Raw genomic sequence first — 16191 nt, forward strand, 5'->3', positions numbered from 1 at the left:
CAATCTTTTTAATTGCATAAATTATCTTTTTAATAGGAGTTTCAAAATAAGAAAGCTCTGTTTTTATGCAAATAAAAAGATCGAAAGAAGTAGATATTATAATTATCTATTCTTATTTATTAAATATTATAAAAGGTAAAGGTGGATGTGTTCGGTGAATAAACCAAAGATTATAATTTTAGGTGCAGGATATGGTGGTCTTATGACTGCAACAAGACTGCAAAAAGCACTTGGTGTTAACGAGGCGGAAATTACTCTTATAAATAAAAATGATTATCATTATGAAACTACATGGTTACATGAAGCTTCTGCAGGTACATTACACCATGATCGTGCTCGTTATAAGGTTGAAGATGTTATTGATCGTAGCAAGGTGAAATTTGTAAAAGGTACAGTTGTTGGAATTAATAAAGAAGAAAAGACGGTTTCTCTTGAAGAAGGTACGTATCACTATGACTATTTAGTATTTGCTTTAGGTGCAGAAAGTGAAACTTTTGGAATTAAAGGACTTAAGGAATTCGCATTCTCTATATCAAATATTAACGCTGCTCGTCAAATACGTGAGCATATTGAATATCAATTTGCAACTTATAATACTGAAGCTGAAAAGCGTGATGAGCGTTTGACAATCGTTGTAGGGGGAGCAGGTTTCACTGGTATTGAATTCTTAGGCGAATTAGCAAACCGTATTCCGCAACTATGTAAGGAATATGACGTTGATCACGATAAAGTTCGTGTCATCTGTGTTGAAGCAGCACCAACTGCTTTACCAGGCTTTGATCCAGAGTTAGTGGAATATGCAGTTAATCACTTAACAAGTAAAGGGATCGAATTTAAAATTGGTACAGCAATTAAGGAAGCAACAGAAACAGGAATTATCGTTGGTAAAGATGATGATGTTGAAGAAATTAAAGCAGGTACTGTTGTATGGGCTGCTGGTGTAAGAGGGAGCAGCTTAATTGAAGCAGCTGGCTTTGAAGCAATGCGTGGCCGTGTAAAAGTTAGTTCAACTCTACTTGCGCCAGGACATGATGATGTATTTATTATTGGAGATAGTTCATTAGTAATCAATGAAGAGATTAACCGTCCATATCCGCCAACTGCACAAATTGCAATGCAACAAGGTGAAACATGCGCGAAGAACCTAACTGTTTTAGTTCGTGGACAAGGTGAATTAGAAGACTTCACTCCTGATCTTAAAGGAACAGTATGTTCACTTGGTGAGCATGATGCAATTGGAGTTGTATTTGGAAAGAAAGTAACAGGATCTACAGCATCATTCATGAAAAAGATGGTTGATAACCGTGCCCTATTCATGATTGGTGGCCCTGGACTAGTTATTAAAAAGGGTAAATTCAATATCCTATAGTCATTCACTAAATTAAAAAGCAATTTGGCATGTTACTCAGAAAAATGCTTGGAGAAATATATACTCCAAGCATTTTTTTATTTCAAAATAAGCCGGTTCAGCGATTGCCAAACATTTAAGAATTACCAGGAAAATTGGGATTAGAAATAAGGGGAGAAATTCCTCTTAATGAGAAAAAAGTAAAAAAAATAGATTAAATAGAGGGAAGGATTCCACCTATTTAATCGAAAAAACATGAAAATGCACCATTTTCTTTACCTTAACGGGAAAAACTCCCCTTATATCCTCCGAACCTGGCTCTATTCTCCAGTCTAACGGGAAAAACTCCGCTTATTTTAGATTATCATTGGTTGCTCAATTACGGAGCCTTTACATAAGGAGATAATACCCTAACAAACTCAGTAAGAAAATTTAATCCTTTAATTGGTTAAATTTTCTTACAAATAATCTCTTTTCAATAAGTAAAATAACTGTTATAATTATCTGAAAATTACAATAAAAAAGGAGCGCTGTTCATGAACAACCAACAACAAATTAAAAATGACTGTCCGTACTGCAATGGGAAAGGGTATTTTCAGTTAATACTTGGTGGATCAGAAACATGTTCATCATGTGAAGGCTCTGGTAAAAACAATTAGAGTAATACTCGTTCATAATCTTGTTTAATGATAAAGCACATCAAGGAAGAGGAAATACTCATTAATTTTTAAAAAGTAAAAAAGTTTTACGAAATCGCTTAACTTTAAATTGACTATGTTTGTCTTACTTTAGTACACTATGATGTGTACTGGAGGTGAAAGGTCAATGAGTTTACCGGTTTTGCCAATTTTATTAGTGTCTATTGTCTTATTTTTTGTGTTATTTTTCGGGATAGGTTTCCTTTTAAATATGCTACTGAGAATGACGTGGATTATGGCGATTATATATCCAATCGTTGCCATATTCATCATTCAGGATGTGAAATTAATTAATTACTTTAGAGAACCTTCTACATCCTTTGTATTATTAGGTGATAAGCTTTCTTCTTTGGCTCTTGTTGACATAATGATTTTAATGAGTGGTCTGTTAGGTGCCATCACCTCAGGAATCGTGATCAAGATGCTAAGATCAAAAGGATATCAAATGTTTTAGAAATGCCAAAAATTACTAGTTAAAAAGATTTCCACGTGTAAATTAGGTGGAAATCTTTTTTGTTTTAAGAGATAAATATAATTAAAAAGATCGCTATTACAAAGCAATTTCATGCACTTTACATTCAAGGTAAAAAATTATTTTCACTCTTCAACGAATAATTTACATCTTTATTGGAAATTAATAGATTCGTGAGAGGAGTGAAAAATGAATCATGATAAATATAATCATTAGAAGAAGTATCATGTCATTTTTATTTGTTGTAGCATTTTTTACAACGTTTCAATCAATATCAAATGTAAGTGCTATGGATTTATCTAATTGGATTGCAGAGTATAGGCAGACATATGAGGAATCACAACAGGTAAAAGAGAATTCAGGAAAAAAATCGAATCTGTTTACTAAAGTGCTTAATTTTGCCGGTGCTGAAAAAACATCAATATCCTCAAGTGAAGAAGTAGAAAATTCACTTACGCTAGAGGAGGCAATCGACTGGACAAAGTATCCTAAAACGACGGTAACAGCTACTGGATATACAGCAGGAGTAGAGTCTACGGGGAAGTCACCAAATCATCCTGGTTATGGGATTACATATTCTGGGGTTAAAGTAAAGCGTGATCTTTATTCCACAGTTGCTGCAGATTTAAATGTATTTCCCTTAGGGACAATCCTGTTCATCCCTGGTTATGGCTACGGAGTAGTTGCTGATAAAGGTGGAGCAATTAAAGGGAATAAAGTAGACCTCTATTATGAAACGGTTGCTGATGTTTATAATCAGTGGGGTAAAAAGACCCTTGATGTTTATGTTGTAGAAATAGGTCAGGGAAAACTCACGGAAAAAGATTTATCAAATTTAAATGAAAATGAATCAATGCAAGTATTTAGACAACAATATCTTGGTTCAAAAAGCTAAGTTATTAAATATAAAATAGTAAAAAGCTGACCAAGCGAAGTTTCGTTCGTTTGGTCAGCTTTATTATCTGCATATTTTTAGACATGAAAACAAGCAATAAATGTCAAAGTGAAAGAAGAAAATGAAGTAGTAATGTTAATATAACTCCAGTTATTGCTCCAAAAAACACTTCTATTGGCTGATGTCCTAATAGCTCTTTCAATTCCTTTTGTTTTTCCTGTTGATCCATATTTGGCCACATTTTTGCATCTTCCATAAACTTTTGGAAGTCAATTACAAGACGGTTTAAAACAGTTGCCTGTTCACCTGCATGTCTTCTAACGCCGGTAGCATCAAACATAACAATAATTGCAAAGACAGATGAAATAGCAAAAAAGGGAGAATCTAGCCCCTGTTCAATCGCGATCCCTGTACATAAAGCTGTTACAGCAGCTGAATGGGAACTAGGCATTCCACCTGTACTTGTTACTAAGGACCAATCTATTTTTCGAATGGCAATATATTGAATAGGCACTTTAATAAATTGAGCAAATCCAATCGCAGCAAGTGCGGCCCATAGAGGGAAATTTGTAAATAAATCCATTGCAAACGTCCTTTCATATACAAGCTTCGATGAGTTGAGTTTCATGTGTTATTTATATATATCTCTTTATTTTAAATGATTGTCTTCTAAAATCAAACCAATTCACATGTAATTAATAATAATTTGTTATACACTGTACTTAAATAGATCTATTTTAAATTAAGGTGGGTTGTCCTATGACCTCATATCCAATGGAATATTATGATTTCTTTGTGAAATTTAATGAGGGTGATTATTATACTTGCCATGACTTATTAGAAGATATTTGGATGACAGATAAAGATAATCTCTTTTTAAAAGGTTTGTTACAAATGACTGTTGCTATCTACCATTATGAGTATGGAAATGTAAAAGGTGCTCGGCTAATGATGGATGCTGGTCATCAATATATTCAAAAATACCGACCGTTTTATTGGGGGATTGATTTGGAAAAGGTAAACCAATTTATTGAGCACTGTCAATCAATTATACCACAAGATATTGATCGGATTGACTTTAGTGATATTTCTGCACTTCCAAGTTTACCAGCATTCGTACTTTATTTAGAAGAATAAATTTAGTTACTCGAAATAAGTAATGAATTATCTTATAATATAAATATCATATGGAGGTGGATTTGTTGTATACAGTTAAAGGTCAGTTTGATTTTACACAAGAAGAGGAAGCAATCGTTGTAGGGTTAGTTGATAAAAATCGTAAATTAGATGGAATTGTAAGTGAGCTTGATTCATTATTAAATGGGCAAATATCGACTTTATTGGCTGAGGGTGATATATCAGCAAAGAAAAAAGAAATTTCAAAACTACATACTTTAGGTACTCTAAAAATAAAGCGAATCTTTTTTGTGGGGCTAGGAAAAGAGAATGACATAGATTTCGAAGCTGTACGTGAAGTCCTTGGAAAAGCAGTAAAGACAATTAAGAAGTCAAAAGTTGAACAATTTAGTGTATTAGTAGACACATTTACAACCGAAAAGTTGGACGTTTTAGAGGTAGGGCATGCCCTTGGAGAAGCTGTTGCACTAGCTACATATCAGTTTGCTAATTATAAACAAAAATCAAATATTCCAGATAAAGAATTATCAGAAGTGACCATTTATACAAATGAGAGTGCTGAGGAAGTTAAAGCAAGTCTAGATGTAGGCACTGCCTATGGGAAGGGTACGAACACGGCAAGAACGCTAGTGAATTTACCAGGTAACATGCTAACAGCTACAGATTTAGCAAACCATGCAGTTGAATTAGCAAACAAATACGAGTTTGAAGTGGAAATCCTTGATAAAGAAGAGATGGAAAAACTCGGGATGGGTGCTTTATTAGCCGTAAATAAAGGGTCAGTAGAACCTCCTAAAATGATTGTTCTGAAGTATCAGGGAAAAGACCAATGGGAGGATGTAATTGGGCTGGTTGGAAAAGGAATTACATTCGATACTGGTGGTTATTCGATTAAGCCTAAGGATGGGATTGTTGGGATGAAAGCCGATATGGGCGGTGCTGCAGCTGTTCTTGGTGCAATGGAAGTAATCGGTGAGCTTCGACCAGAACAAAATGTGGTAGCTGTTATTCCATCTACCGACAATATGATTAGTGGAGATGCCTTTAAACCAGATGATGTCATTACAGCCTTAAATGGTAAAACAATTGAAGTGCTTAATACTGATGCTGAGGGTCGTTTAGCGTTAGCGGATGGGGTGACATATGCAAAGCATCATGGCGCAAACTATCTGGTTGATGTAGCGACATTAACAGGAGGGATCATTGTCGCACTTGGAAATGATATTACGGGTGCAATGACAAATAACGAAGAGTTATTTGAACAGGTTCTTGAGGCGTCGTATGAAGCAGGTGAATCCATTTGGAGATTGCCAATTACGGAAAAGCATAAAGAGCGAGTTCGCAATAGTAAGGTTGCAGATTTAAACAATTCACCGGGTCGAGATGGTCACGCCATATTTGCAGGAACATTTATTGGTGAATTTGCAGAAGATACACCATGGGTCCACCTGGATATCGCGGGTACAGCCACAACAAAATCTGATTATGATTTAGGAACAGCTGGGGGTACAGGTGTGATGGTGCGTACTTTAGCTACATTTGTGGAGAGGTTTAATCATACAAAAGAAAACTAATAAGAAAAGCTGCAATAAAGGGTAGCACCGTTACAAAACTCAAAACTACAATTGAAAAGGTAGCCCGATTTGTACTACCTTTTTTATTTGTTTTTGCAGTTATAATATAAAATGGCTCAGTTCAACTATACTGAGTCATTTTATTTTTCCATTTTTGGTTATTTGCTGAACTATTGCCCCTCAATATTCTGGCTAACTCAACCATATAGGAGTGGACCCTCAGGAGCAGAAGAGGGAACAGTATGGTTTGAGAATAAGCGGAGAATTTACTCTTATTTTGGAAATAGCACTGCAATTAGCTTAAATAAACGGAAAAATTCCGACTATTAACTCAAAAAACTTCTAAATGGGTAATTTTACCTTACTTAATCGGAAAACTTCCGCTTATTTACCCCGAATCATGCTCTATTCAGCCATTTAACAGGAAATTCTCCGGTTAATAATAAATTTTTAGTAAGAAAATTGTATATCAAATGTAGGAAGCTTTGGTGGTATAACAAACATTGTCCCCCTACTATGTTGGTGCATTTCCCTATATAAGTTTTTATGTTATTTCCTTCCAAATGGCTTTTTATCAATAAAAAATGAGTGTCAATTTCAAATGCAAATTGGCACTCATTTTGACTTGTAGTTTTAATGTTTGTGATAATAACATAACCCGTTGCGAACTGATAATTTACTTGACAACCCTTTTCTTATGACGCAATCTTTGTGTTCGAAGAATTGCGAGTCACTCGCTTTGTAGCATGAAAGATTCTAGGGGCGATCACTGCACCAAAAGCTGTAAAAATAACATCCTTCAAAGCAAACCATGTCATTGCAATCCATGCTGCAGCATAACTCATGTCAATGTTTAACCAATAATTTAAAGCAATGTACATATAATTAGTACCGACTAGATAAATAGTGAAGATTCCAGCAAATGAAGCAAGTAAGAAATGCTTTAATTCTGGTTTAGAAGTGCTCTCAATTATTTTTCCTACAATAAACGCAGTTGGTATGTATGATAAAATAAATCCACCTGAACTACCTAACAAAGCATCAAAGCCACTAGAGAACTGTGCAAAGACTGGTGCACCAGCAAGTCCAACAAATAAGTAAACCACCATTGATAATGCCCCTAACCTACTTCCTAATAATAAGCCTGCTAGAATGGCGAAAAATGGTTGCATAGATAATGGTATATTGGCAACCTGTAAAAAGGGAATCCACGATGTTATATTTGCCCCGATAGCCATCAACGCAACAAACATACTCGCCATAGTTAAATCAATTGTACGAAATTTCCTTTTTTTACCCATCATTTGTTAACCTCCTGTATATTTTGGTTAACAAAAATATAAAATGAAAATAGATTTTTGTCAACTTAAAAAATATTTTAGTTAACAAATGTATGTTATTAGATAACTTGGTCATCTTTTTCCCTCTTTTCTGATACATATCTAGTAGGGGGGGTTTTATATGGAACAATTAATGGGAATTGAATATACGGCATATGTCGCATTAGCTGTTATGCTATATGCCATTAGACAGGCTACGGGAATATCGAATCGATATATTCCGCTCACAGCTGTCATACTAGGATTAGTTTTCGCTATGCTTGAGTATAAGACGTTTAATTACGACGTCTTATTAACAGGAATCAAGTATGGCCTTTATGGTGTTGGTACAGTTGCTACAATAAAATACATCTTTGTGAAGAATGCGATAGGCCAGCGGACAGAATAAAACAGCTAAAAAGGCGTTGTTGTTTTAACAACATACTAGAGAGACTAAAAAATATCATGTTTAATTGTAAAAAAATAACAATAACATTGTTGAATGCATATTCAATTAAAAGTCCATTTTTGGGCTTTTTTTCATTTTATGAATATATTACGGTAATGTAGAAAAATTTAATTCGAATGAAAGATGTGAAAATAGGAATTAATAATGTAAAGAGGAGGTTCAACCAACATGATTAAAGACAAAGAAAAAGTAGAGGAATTCAATCAAGAAGAGCATGTAAATCAATTAGATCCTGAAATGGATTTAAGAAATATAAATTTTGCAACAGGAGAAAACAAATATCTAACAGAATCTGATGAATAACAGTTAGACCAAGAATGAAAGCAGGGATAATATGGCCAAAAAAGAACAATTAAACGAAGAAGCTGCAATGAATAATAATCTTACAGCTTCCACCTATCAAAAAAATAAAACGGCAAAAAAACCAAGAGAAGTTAAGAAGTAATTAATATTCATTAGATAATTCAAGAAGACGTTTTTCAGCTTCTTCTTGATTGAAAGAACTAAACCAACGATAGTCCTCTTCATCTAATATGCGAAAGTGGGAGCTTATTACGTTTTGTTGAAGCTTGAAATTACCCACTTTCTTTATTTCCTTCCACCATACTTTTCCGCCTAATGTTCTTTCTTTTGGAATGTCAATTCCATCGTGTGCAATGGTTTCAATCACTTCAATCGGGTCATCACCGAGAGTTCCTTTTAGAATTTCACTATCTCTAAAAAGTGCACACAACGCAACTATAATAGTCCAACCGGCTTCGATTCGTCCTTTTTCAATTTGAACAAGGGTTTTCTTTGAGATACCAAGAATATCAGCCATTTTATCTTGAGTGTAACCCTTTTCGGTTCTAATTAATTTGATTTTAGATGATACAAGCTCAATAATTAACTCTCTTTCCATTGGAAAACACCCACTTTACTACACGTATGTAACAGTGTAATTTTACACGAACATAGATGGTTTTCCAAGTAAGGTCAACAGTAAGTTCAATTATCGCCACCTTAGTGCTAAATTTAACCTACAACACTCGATATCATTTAGGCTTCTAGAAAGAATAATGTTAATTCCATCTGGAGTATAATTGGTATTTACTGTAGAACTAATCCCAGTTGTTTTAAGTAGTTCCTTAACTTTGCGATCATCAGATACTTGAGCTGCACCCATTAGTTCCTTTGCAAATGCTTCAGATGTTGTGATCTGATTACAAATCAGCTCACTTTCTTGGACGAGTTTTTTAGTTGTTTTAGCTGAGTTAACAAACGTCTCCGTATTTATCTCAGGATATTGTCTTACATTCTGAATGTAAAAGGGGTTACCATGGTAATAACTTGGGTAGTGGTAATAGTAAGGGCATCTTTGCATCAGTCCCTTTGAAGGAAATTTCAAACACATCGCCTCCTTTTTCACAATATATGTTCTCTTTAGATTTAGGAGCTTAGTTAATAAAAAAGTTATTAAATTAATAAGAAAGGGTCGTTTAAATTAGGTAATAAATAACAAATTTATTGTATAATAAGAATTAAGTTTAAATCGCTTCTATTTTAATATGGGAGAGTAGGATAAAAATGGAGCTTGAAGCTATTGTCGATTCAATAGAGCAATATGGTTATTTTGGCTTGTTTCTATGGTTATGGATAGGAGTATTAGGAATACCTATCCCAAATGAAGTGATTATAATGACAGTTGGATATGCAGGCTCGGTTGAATTGTTTAATCCATTTCTTCTTTATTTATGTGCCTTTTTTGGCTTAATAGCAGCTAATACAACAAGCTTTTTGTTAGGTCATTTAGCTGGTAAGCCTCTTCTAACGTATTTAAATAAGAAAAAAAGGACAAAAAGAACAATAGAACGCTCCATGACTTTAATAGATAGATACCGAACCTTTTCCCTTGTAGTTAGTTATTTTATTCCAGGATTACGGACGATGGTGCCATTTCTATTTGGCCTTAGCGGGTTACGTTATTATAAATTTGCGAGTATATCTTATTCAACAATTTTTATTTGGACCTCAATTTACTTTTTGTTAGGAAGCTTTGGATTAAAATTATATATGGAAGTCCCAGTTGGTTTGACTTTTGGGATGATTTTATTTATTGTATCAGGTCTCATAGTATTAATTACTGTTAAACATAAACGAAGAGTAAAGCTAAAGGGGGAAATCTAATCTTAACAATATAAAAGCTGGAAGACGATAATGTCTACTCAGCTTTTTGGATGTATGATTAGATAACTTTGTGTGCTTGTATTATTTTCTATGCTCGACCAGGTCAATTGCTCCTAATACAATATGAGCAAGGCCAAAGCCAAAAACAGTATTTGAAATCATAGGATCAATCTTTCTATTTTGTTTTAAAATTAATCCTGTAGCTGTTACTGCAGTGCCTAAGACGGTTGGAATTAATCCCTCACGACCATTCATGTGTATTCCTCCTATAGAACGGGATGGATGCTATCACAAGCATCATCTATATTCTTTGCAATTGTAACAATTTAAATATGTGTATTTTTTGGTTTTAAGAGGAGATATATTACAAGAGAGGAAATGGTTAAAATGGAAGCAAGTTTTAAAAACACCTTAATTAATGCCTTAGGAATAAAAATTATAGAGTTGTCAGAAGAAAGAGCTGTGGCATCAATGCCTGTTGACGAACGAACTAGACAACCATACGGTGTTCTTCATGGAGGCGCATCTGTTGCACTAGCTGAAACAATTGCAAGTATTGGTACATATAACCTTCTTGACCAAGAGAAGGAGTATTGTGTTGGATTAGAGATAAATGCAAATCATATCAAATCAAAAAAAGACGGTATCGTAAAAGCAGTGGCAACACCACTACATAAAGGTAGGAAAACAATGGTATGGGACATTAAAATAATCGATGAAAAAGCACAATTGATTTGTGTATCGAGATGTACAATGGCCATTTTACCAATACAACAATAATAAAAACGGGAGACTCCTAAAGGAGATCTCCCGTTTTATGATTAATTTGATGCTGGAGAAAATAAATGCTCTAAAATCAAGGTGATTGCCCCAATCGCTGTTCCATAATCTTCAAATTCGGATACAACGATCTCTGTATTTTTGGCTGAAGCTGTTAGGACTCTTTGCTCCATTGTATCAATGATACTCTCAAGGAGAAAATCACTTGCTTTTGATACACCACCGGTTAAAATAATTTTCCCAGGGTTTATGATATGAATTAGATTTGTAAGTCCAATCCCAATATAGCGACCTGTTTCCTTTAAGATATCAATGCAAAGTATATCACCACTTTTGGCTGCTTCATGAACAAGTTTTCCAGTAATTAAATCAAAATTATCTTTAACAAGCTCTGTGATTATACTCTTTTTTCCGATCGATAGTTCTCGTTTGACTCTCTCAGCAATGGCAGGACCACCAGCAATTGCTTCAAGACACCCGTAATTTCCACAGCTACATTTTATTCCACCAATATCAATTGTCATATGTCCAATTTCACCCGCAATAAAATGATCACCATAAAATAATTTTCCATTAATGATAATTCCCGCACCGATTCCTCTTCCAATATTAACGGTAATAGAGTTCTCTGAGGTTGTTCCTTTACCAAACCAGAGCTCTGCAAGTGCCATGACACGAGCATCATTTTCTACAAAGACTGTCAGTCCAAATTTGTCTTCTAATTTATTCTTTATTGGGATATTACGCAAGTTTAGACTTGGAGCATAGAGGGATTCACCCTTATCAACATTGACTACTCCGTGCATTCCCACTCCAATCCCAATAAATTGGTCGCGTTCTTTTGTATATAACATAAGAATTTGTTCAATTTGGTGAATTATAAAATCGAGTAATCGATCATTTGTAATCGGTGTAGGAATTTCTGTTGTCTTAGAATAGAGGATATTTCCATTCAAGTCTGTAGCAATGCTACGTAAATATTTTGGACCAATATCAAGGCCGATAAGGTGAAATTCTCTTGAATTAATGGCCAAAAGTGTGGGTTTTCTTCCACCGCTTGAAACACCCTCACTTATTTCTACGACTAACTTTGTATCAAGTAGTTCCTTAACTATATTACTGACAGTAGGAGGTGTTAGTGTTGTTTCTTTTGCGATATCAGCACGAGAAATAGCTCCAGATAGTCTTATGTGATTTAAAATAATTGAACGGTTAAGGGATTTCATTAATTGAAAGCTTCCTCTTTGACCAAGCATCGTATATTTCCACCTTTAAATAGTATAAAATCATTATAACATAACTTTGTTAAAATAATTTATTAAGAACATTCGCTTTTTAATTAGATTTTCAAAAAAAGAAAACAATTGAATCGAATTTCATTTAATATTATAATGAATCTAGAAACTTAATTAATTAATTTAATAAAGTCGAAATGATAGAGGTGGATACCATGGAACAACAATTAAGAGATGATTTTATAGAACTTTTCGGTCAAGGAAATCAACCAAGAGCCTTCTTTGCTCCAGGTAGAGTCAATCTAATAGGAGAACATACAGATTATAATGGTGGTCATGTATTTCCTTGTGCACTTAGTGTTGGGACTTATGCAATTGCACGTAAGAGAGAAGATAACATAATCAAGCTTTACTCAAAAAACTTTCCTGACCAGGGGATTGTTGAGCTGAATCTGAACGATCTTTCATATCAGGAAGCTCATGATTGGGCCAATTATCCTAAAGGAGTATTACACGTTTTAAAGCAAAATGGATTAAATGTAGAGGGTGGATTTGAGGTTCTATATTTTGGGAATATTCCCAATGGTGCTGGTTTATCTTCATCCGCATCTATTGAGTTAGCCACTTCTGTTGTCTTAAATGGTTTATTTAATCTTGATGTTTCGATGATTGATATGGTGAAATTCAGCCAAAAAGCTGAAAATGAATATATAGGTGTAAGCTGTGGAATAATGGATCAATTTGCAATCGGATTAGGTAAACAAGACCATGCTATTCTACTTGATTGCGAAACATTAAAATATGAATACAGCCCAGTTAAATTAGAGAATGCAACATTAGTGATTGCAAACACGAATAAGCGACGCGGTTTAGCAGATTCAAAGTATAATGAGCGTCGATCTGAGTGTGAAAGAGCACTTGCAGAATTAAAAACGGTTCTTAAAATCACATCACTAGGTGATTTGACGATTGAACAATTTGAAGAAAATAAAAATGTGATCTCCTCAGACGTAGATAGAGTTCGTGCAGAGCATGCGGTCTATGAAAATGTTAGAACGAAGCTCGCGGTTCACAAATTAAATCAAGGGGATATTTCCGGGTTCGGAGAATTAATGAACGAATCACATAAATCATTAAGAGATTTATATGAAGTTACTGGAAGTGAGTTAGATGCTCTTGTGCAATCTGCTTGGGAAGAAGAGGGAGTAATTGGTGCAAGAATGACAGGTGCCGGTTTTGGTGGATGCACAGTAAATATTGTAGAGAATTCTGCTATCACTAGATTTATTGAATCAGTAGGACAAAAATATCAAGAAAAAACAGGTTTGAAAGCTGACTTTTATATCGTTGAAATTGGCAATGGCGCTGGTGAATTAAAATTATAATTAACGGAGGGGAAAAGATGGCTGTTTTAGTATGTGGGGGAGCAGGATACATTGGAAGTCATGCGGTAGCAGACTTACTAGCAAAAGGTGAAGAAGTGGTAGTCGTTGATAATCTTCAAACAGGTCATAAAGATGCTGTTTCTAACGAGGCAAAGCTGCTTGTTGGTGATCTAAGGGATGCAGACTTTATGGATCGTGTTTTTAGTGAAAATAAGATTGAGTCGGTTATTCACTTTGCTGCAGACTCTTTGGTGGGAGAAAGTGTTGTTGATCCATTAAAATATTATGATAACAATGTGAATGGTGCATTAAGCCTTTTAAAAGCAATGGCAAAATACCAGGTGAAACGAATTGTATTTTCATCAACAGCAGCAACATATGGTGAGCCAACATCAGTACCTATTGTAGAAAATGATCCAACAGTACCAACTAACCCATATGGAGAAACAAAGTTAGCGATTGAAAAAATGCTAAAATGGGCAGAGCAGGCATATGGGATTAAATATACGGTATTAAGATATTTTAATGTTGCAGGTGCACATACAACTGTTGATATCGGAGAAGATCATCAACCAGAGTCACACTTAATCCCAATTATATTGCAGGTTGCATTAGGACAACGAGACGAAATTAAGATTTTTGGAGATGACTATTCAACAGAGGATGGTACTTGTATCCGAGATTATATCCATGTTAGCGACTTGGTTGCAGCGCATTTATTAGCGCTTGATAAGCTAAGAAATGGTGGAAACAGCGATGTTTATAACCTAGGTAATGGAAACGGATTTTCAGTTAAACAAGTAATTGAAATGTCACGTAAAGTAACTGGTAAGGAAATCAAAGCGGTTGTTGCACCTCGTCGTGGTGGAGACCCGGCTATGTTAGTTGCTTCTTCAGAAAAGGCGATGACACAATTAGGGTGGAAGCCAAAGCATGATACGTTAGAACAAATCATTGAAACCGCGTGGAAATGGCATCAAGCACATCCACAAGGATATGGTGACAAGTAAAAAAAAGAAAAAGGGGAAGTTTGCTCGGTTACGTAGCTAACTTCCTTTATTCGAAATCAGATATAGTGGTTTTTATGTTTTAATAGCAAACAAATAGCCTTATACAAGAAGGACTGATAATCATGGTTAATATATATAAAGAAATTCAGAGACTTCTCTTGTTTGGAGTTGAAAAAAGCTTAATTGACCAAGAAGATGTTATTTTTACGAGAAATAGCATTCTAGATATTCTTGGGCTTGAGGAGTGGGTTGATGTCGAAGTAAAAGAAGAGGGGATCGACTTCCCAGCAGATATTATAGAGAATATTTTAGATTGGGCAGCAGAAAATGGAAGGTTGGAAGCTAATTCTGTCACATATCGTGATTTATTAGATACAAAAATTATGGGGACCTTTATTCCAAAACCGTCAGAAGTTAATAAAAAATTCTTTTCTTTATATCACTCTAAAGGCCCTATTAGAGCAACACAATACTTATATGAACTATCACAGCATAGTCATTATATTCGAATGGATCGCATTAAAAAGAATGATCACTGGTTGTCAAAAACGGATTATGGTGACATTGAAATTACAGTTAACTTATCTAAACCAGAAATAGATCCGGTTGCGATTGCCAATTCAAAGAATATCACTCAAGCATCTTATCCTGATTGTTTACTTTGTAAAGAAAATGTAGGATATGCAGGAAGAGTGAATCATCCAGCTCGACAAAACTTAAGAACAGTTCCATTAACACTAAGAGATGAATCTTGGTTTTTACAGTTTTCACCATATGTTTATTATAATGAGCACGCTATCATCTTTTTAGGTGAACATTTGCCGATGAAAATATCAAAGCGTACGTTTGATACCATATTAGAATTCGTTGAGCAAATGCCACACTATTTCTTAGGATCGAATGCAGATTTACCGATTGTGGGTGGATCTATTTTAAGTCATGATCATTACCAAGGTGGACATCATGATTTTCCTATGGCGAAGGCAGAATTCGATGCTGAATTTACATTTGATAACTATCCTAATATAAAGGGTGGAATCGTCAAATGGCCAATGTCAGTTATCCGCTTGCAGGGAGAAGACAGAAGTGAATTGAGTGAATTAGCAGATGTGATTTTAGCAAAGTGGAGAAGTTATAGCGATGAAACGGTAGGAATCCACGCCTTTTCTGGTGATGTTCCTCACAATACAATTACCCCAATCGCGCGAAGAAGAGGGGACTTATTTGAAATAGATCTTGTATTACGAAACAATCGCACGAATGATGAGCACCAACTTGGAATTTTCCATCCCCATGAAGAGGTTCATCATATTAAAAAAGAAAACATCGGGCTAATAGAAGTGATGGGTCTTGCTGTACTTCCAGGACGTTTAAAAGAAGAGCTAACACAACTTGGAGTGGCTCTAGTATCAGACAACTTTGAAGAATCTATAAGAGGAAATGAAGACATCGAGAAACATTTGAAATGGGCAGTGGAAATTAAACAGAACTATAAAGATCTTACAGAATCAAATGTAGAAGAGATTTTAAAGAAAGAAGTCGGCTTAATCTTCTCAACGATACTTGAGCATTGTGGAGTGTTTAAGAGAGACCAAGAAGGACAAAGGGCATTTGTAAGGTTTCTTGAAACGATATAAGGAGAAGAGCTTGGTTTGAAATAGTTTATTAAGAGTTGGAGTGTGGCTACTTTGGAGCCGAGTTTT

At 34.9% G+C, this 16191-nt stretch carries 19 protein-coding genes; 13 read left to right on the forward strand and 6 right to left on the reverse strand.

The features are described 5' to 3' along the window. Positions 1–145 precede the first annotated feature (145 nt). From BK579_RS05900 to BK579_RS05910, 4 genes are all read left to right on the forward strand, one after another. Positions 146–1369 (forward strand): NAD(P)/FAD-dependent oxidoreductase, encoded by a 1224-nt coding sequence (locus tag BK579_RS05900; RefSeq protein WP_407936240.1) that lies wholly within the window; start codon positions 146–148, stop codon positions 1367–1369. A 515-nt stretch (positions 1370–1884) separates the two neighbouring features. Then, positions 1885–2007, forward strand: a complete 123-nt coding sequence (locus BK579_RS25500) for a YuiA family protein (RefSeq protein WP_169891075.1) — start codon at positions 1885–1887, stop codon at positions 2005–2007. A 166-nt stretch (positions 2008–2173) separates the two neighbouring features. Continuing rightward, positions 2174–2500, forward strand: coding sequence for a YuiB family protein (locus BK579_RS05905; RefSeq protein ID WP_078544237.1), 327 nt, complete (start codon positions 2174–2176; stop codon positions 2498–2500). 214 nt (positions 2501–2714) lie between these two features. After that, positions 2715–3413: a 3D domain-containing protein gene (locus BK579_RS05910; protein WP_078544239.1), complete on the forward strand. Its 699-nt coding sequence runs from the start codon at positions 2715–2717 to the stop codon at positions 3411–3413. Positions 3414–3516: 103 nt separating this feature from the next. On the opposite strand, the gene BK579_RS05915 is transcribed toward BK579_RS05910, so the two are convergent. After that, positions 3517–3996 carry a divergent PAP2 family protein gene (locus BK579_RS05915; RefSeq protein ID WP_078544240.1) on the reverse strand — a complete coding sequence of 160 codons (480 nt, stop codon included), beginning with the start codon at positions 3994–3996 and terminating at the stop codon, positions 3517–3519. Positions 3997–4172: 176 nt separating this feature from the next. On the opposite strand from BK579_RS05915, the gene BK579_RS05920 reads away from it, so the two are divergent. Both BK579_RS05920 and BK579_RS05925 read left to right on the forward strand, forming a co-directional pair. Then, on the forward strand, positions 4173–4550 hold the full coding sequence (locus BK579_RS05920) for a DUF309 domain-containing protein (RefSeq protein ID WP_078544242.1): 378 nt from the start codon (positions 4173–4175) through the stop codon (positions 4548–4550). 65 nt (positions 4551–4615) lie between these two features. Then, positions 4616–6124, forward strand: coding sequence for a leucyl aminopeptidase (locus BK579_RS05925; protein WP_078544244.1), 1509 nt, complete (start codon positions 4616–4618; stop codon positions 6122–6124). 695 nt (positions 6125–6819) lie between these two features. Here BK579_RS05925 and BK579_RS05930 read toward each other — a convergent pair. Next, positions 6820–7425, reverse strand: coding sequence for a biotin transporter BioY (locus tag BK579_RS05930; protein WP_078550420.1), 606 nt, complete (start codon positions 7423–7425; stop codon positions 6820–6822). Positions 7426–7585: 160 nt separating this feature from the next. Between BK579_RS05930 and BK579_RS05935 the strand changes: the two genes are divergently transcribed. Then, positions 7586–7852, forward strand: coding sequence for a hypothetical protein (locus BK579_RS05935; RefSeq protein ID WP_078544247.1), 267 nt, complete (start codon positions 7586–7588; stop codon positions 7850–7852). 228 nt (positions 7853–8080) lie between these two features. After that, on the forward strand, positions 8081–8215 hold the full coding sequence (locus BK579_RS26695; RefSeq protein ID WP_268876457.1) for a hypothetical protein: 135 nt from the start codon (positions 8081–8083) through the stop codon (positions 8213–8215). A gap of 142 nt (positions 8216–8357) precedes the next feature. On the opposite strand, the gene BK579_RS05940 is transcribed toward BK579_RS26695, so the two are convergent. Then, a complete protein-coding gene (locus BK579_RS05940) occupies positions 8358–8813 on the reverse strand; it encodes a helix-turn-helix transcriptional regulator (protein ID WP_078544248.1) in 456 nt (151 codons plus the stop codon). Between the two features lie 90 nt (positions 8814–8903). Further along, entirely contained in the window at positions 8904–9299 is a 396-nt protein-coding gene (locus BK579_RS05945) for a YuzC family spore coat inner layer protein (protein ID WP_078544250.1), read from the reverse strand. Between the two features lie 179 nt (positions 9300–9478). On the opposite strand from BK579_RS05945, the gene BK579_RS05950 reads away from it, so the two are divergent. Then, positions 9479–10078: a DedA family protein gene (locus tag BK579_RS05950; RefSeq protein ID WP_078544252.1), complete on the forward strand. Its 600-nt coding sequence runs from the start codon at positions 9479–9481 to the stop codon at positions 10076–10078. 81 nt (positions 10079–10159) lie between these two features. Here BK579_RS05950 and BK579_RS05955 read toward each other — a convergent pair whose 3' ends face one another. Beyond that, the gene (locus BK579_RS05955; RefSeq protein ID WP_078544254.1) at positions 10160–10333 is read right to left on the reverse strand and encodes an asparagine synthase; all 174 of its coding nucleotides are present in this window, start codon (positions 10331–10333) and stop codon (positions 10160–10162) included. Between the two features lie 123 nt (positions 10334–10456). On the opposite strand from BK579_RS05955, the gene BK579_RS05960 reads away from it, so the two are divergent. Further along, entirely contained in the window at positions 10457–10858 is a 402-nt protein-coding gene (locus BK579_RS05960) for a hotdog fold thioesterase (protein ID WP_078544256.1), read from the forward strand. A 41-nt stretch (positions 10859–10899) separates the two neighbouring features. Here BK579_RS05960 and BK579_RS05965 read toward each other — a convergent pair whose 3' ends face one another. Further along, a complete protein-coding gene (locus tag BK579_RS05965; protein ID WP_078544257.1) occupies positions 10900–12114 on the reverse strand; it encodes an ROK family transcriptional regulator in 1215 nt (404 codons plus the stop codon). 194 nt (positions 12115–12308) lie between these two features. Here BK579_RS05965 and BK579_RS05970 point away from each other — a divergent pair, with 194 nt between their 5' ends. From BK579_RS05970 to galT, 3 genes are all read left to right on the forward strand, one after another. Next, positions 12309–13478: a galactokinase gene (locus BK579_RS05970; protein WP_078544259.1), complete on the forward strand. Its 1170-nt coding sequence runs from the start codon at positions 12309–12311 to the stop codon at positions 13476–13478. A gap of 17 nt (positions 13479–13495) precedes the next feature. Beyond that, the gene (galE, locus tag BK579_RS05975) at positions 13496–14488 is read left to right on the forward strand and encodes a UDP-glucose 4-epimerase GalE (RefSeq protein WP_078544261.1); all 993 of its coding nucleotides are present in this window, start codon (positions 13496–13498) and stop codon (positions 14486–14488) included. A 119-nt stretch (positions 14489–14607) separates the two neighbouring features. Next, entirely contained in the window at positions 14608–16125 is a 1518-nt protein-coding gene (gene galT / locus BK579_RS05980; RefSeq protein ID WP_078544263.1) for a UDP-glucose--hexose-1-phosphate uridylyltransferase, read from the forward strand. The last annotated feature ends 66 nt before the right edge of the window (positions 16126–16191 follow it).

The sequence above is a fragment of the Litchfieldia alkalitelluris genome (assembly GCF_002019645.1).
Taxonomy (GTDB): domain Bacteria; phylum Bacillota; class Bacilli; order Bacillales; family Bacillaceae_L; genus Litchfieldia; species Litchfieldia alkalitelluris.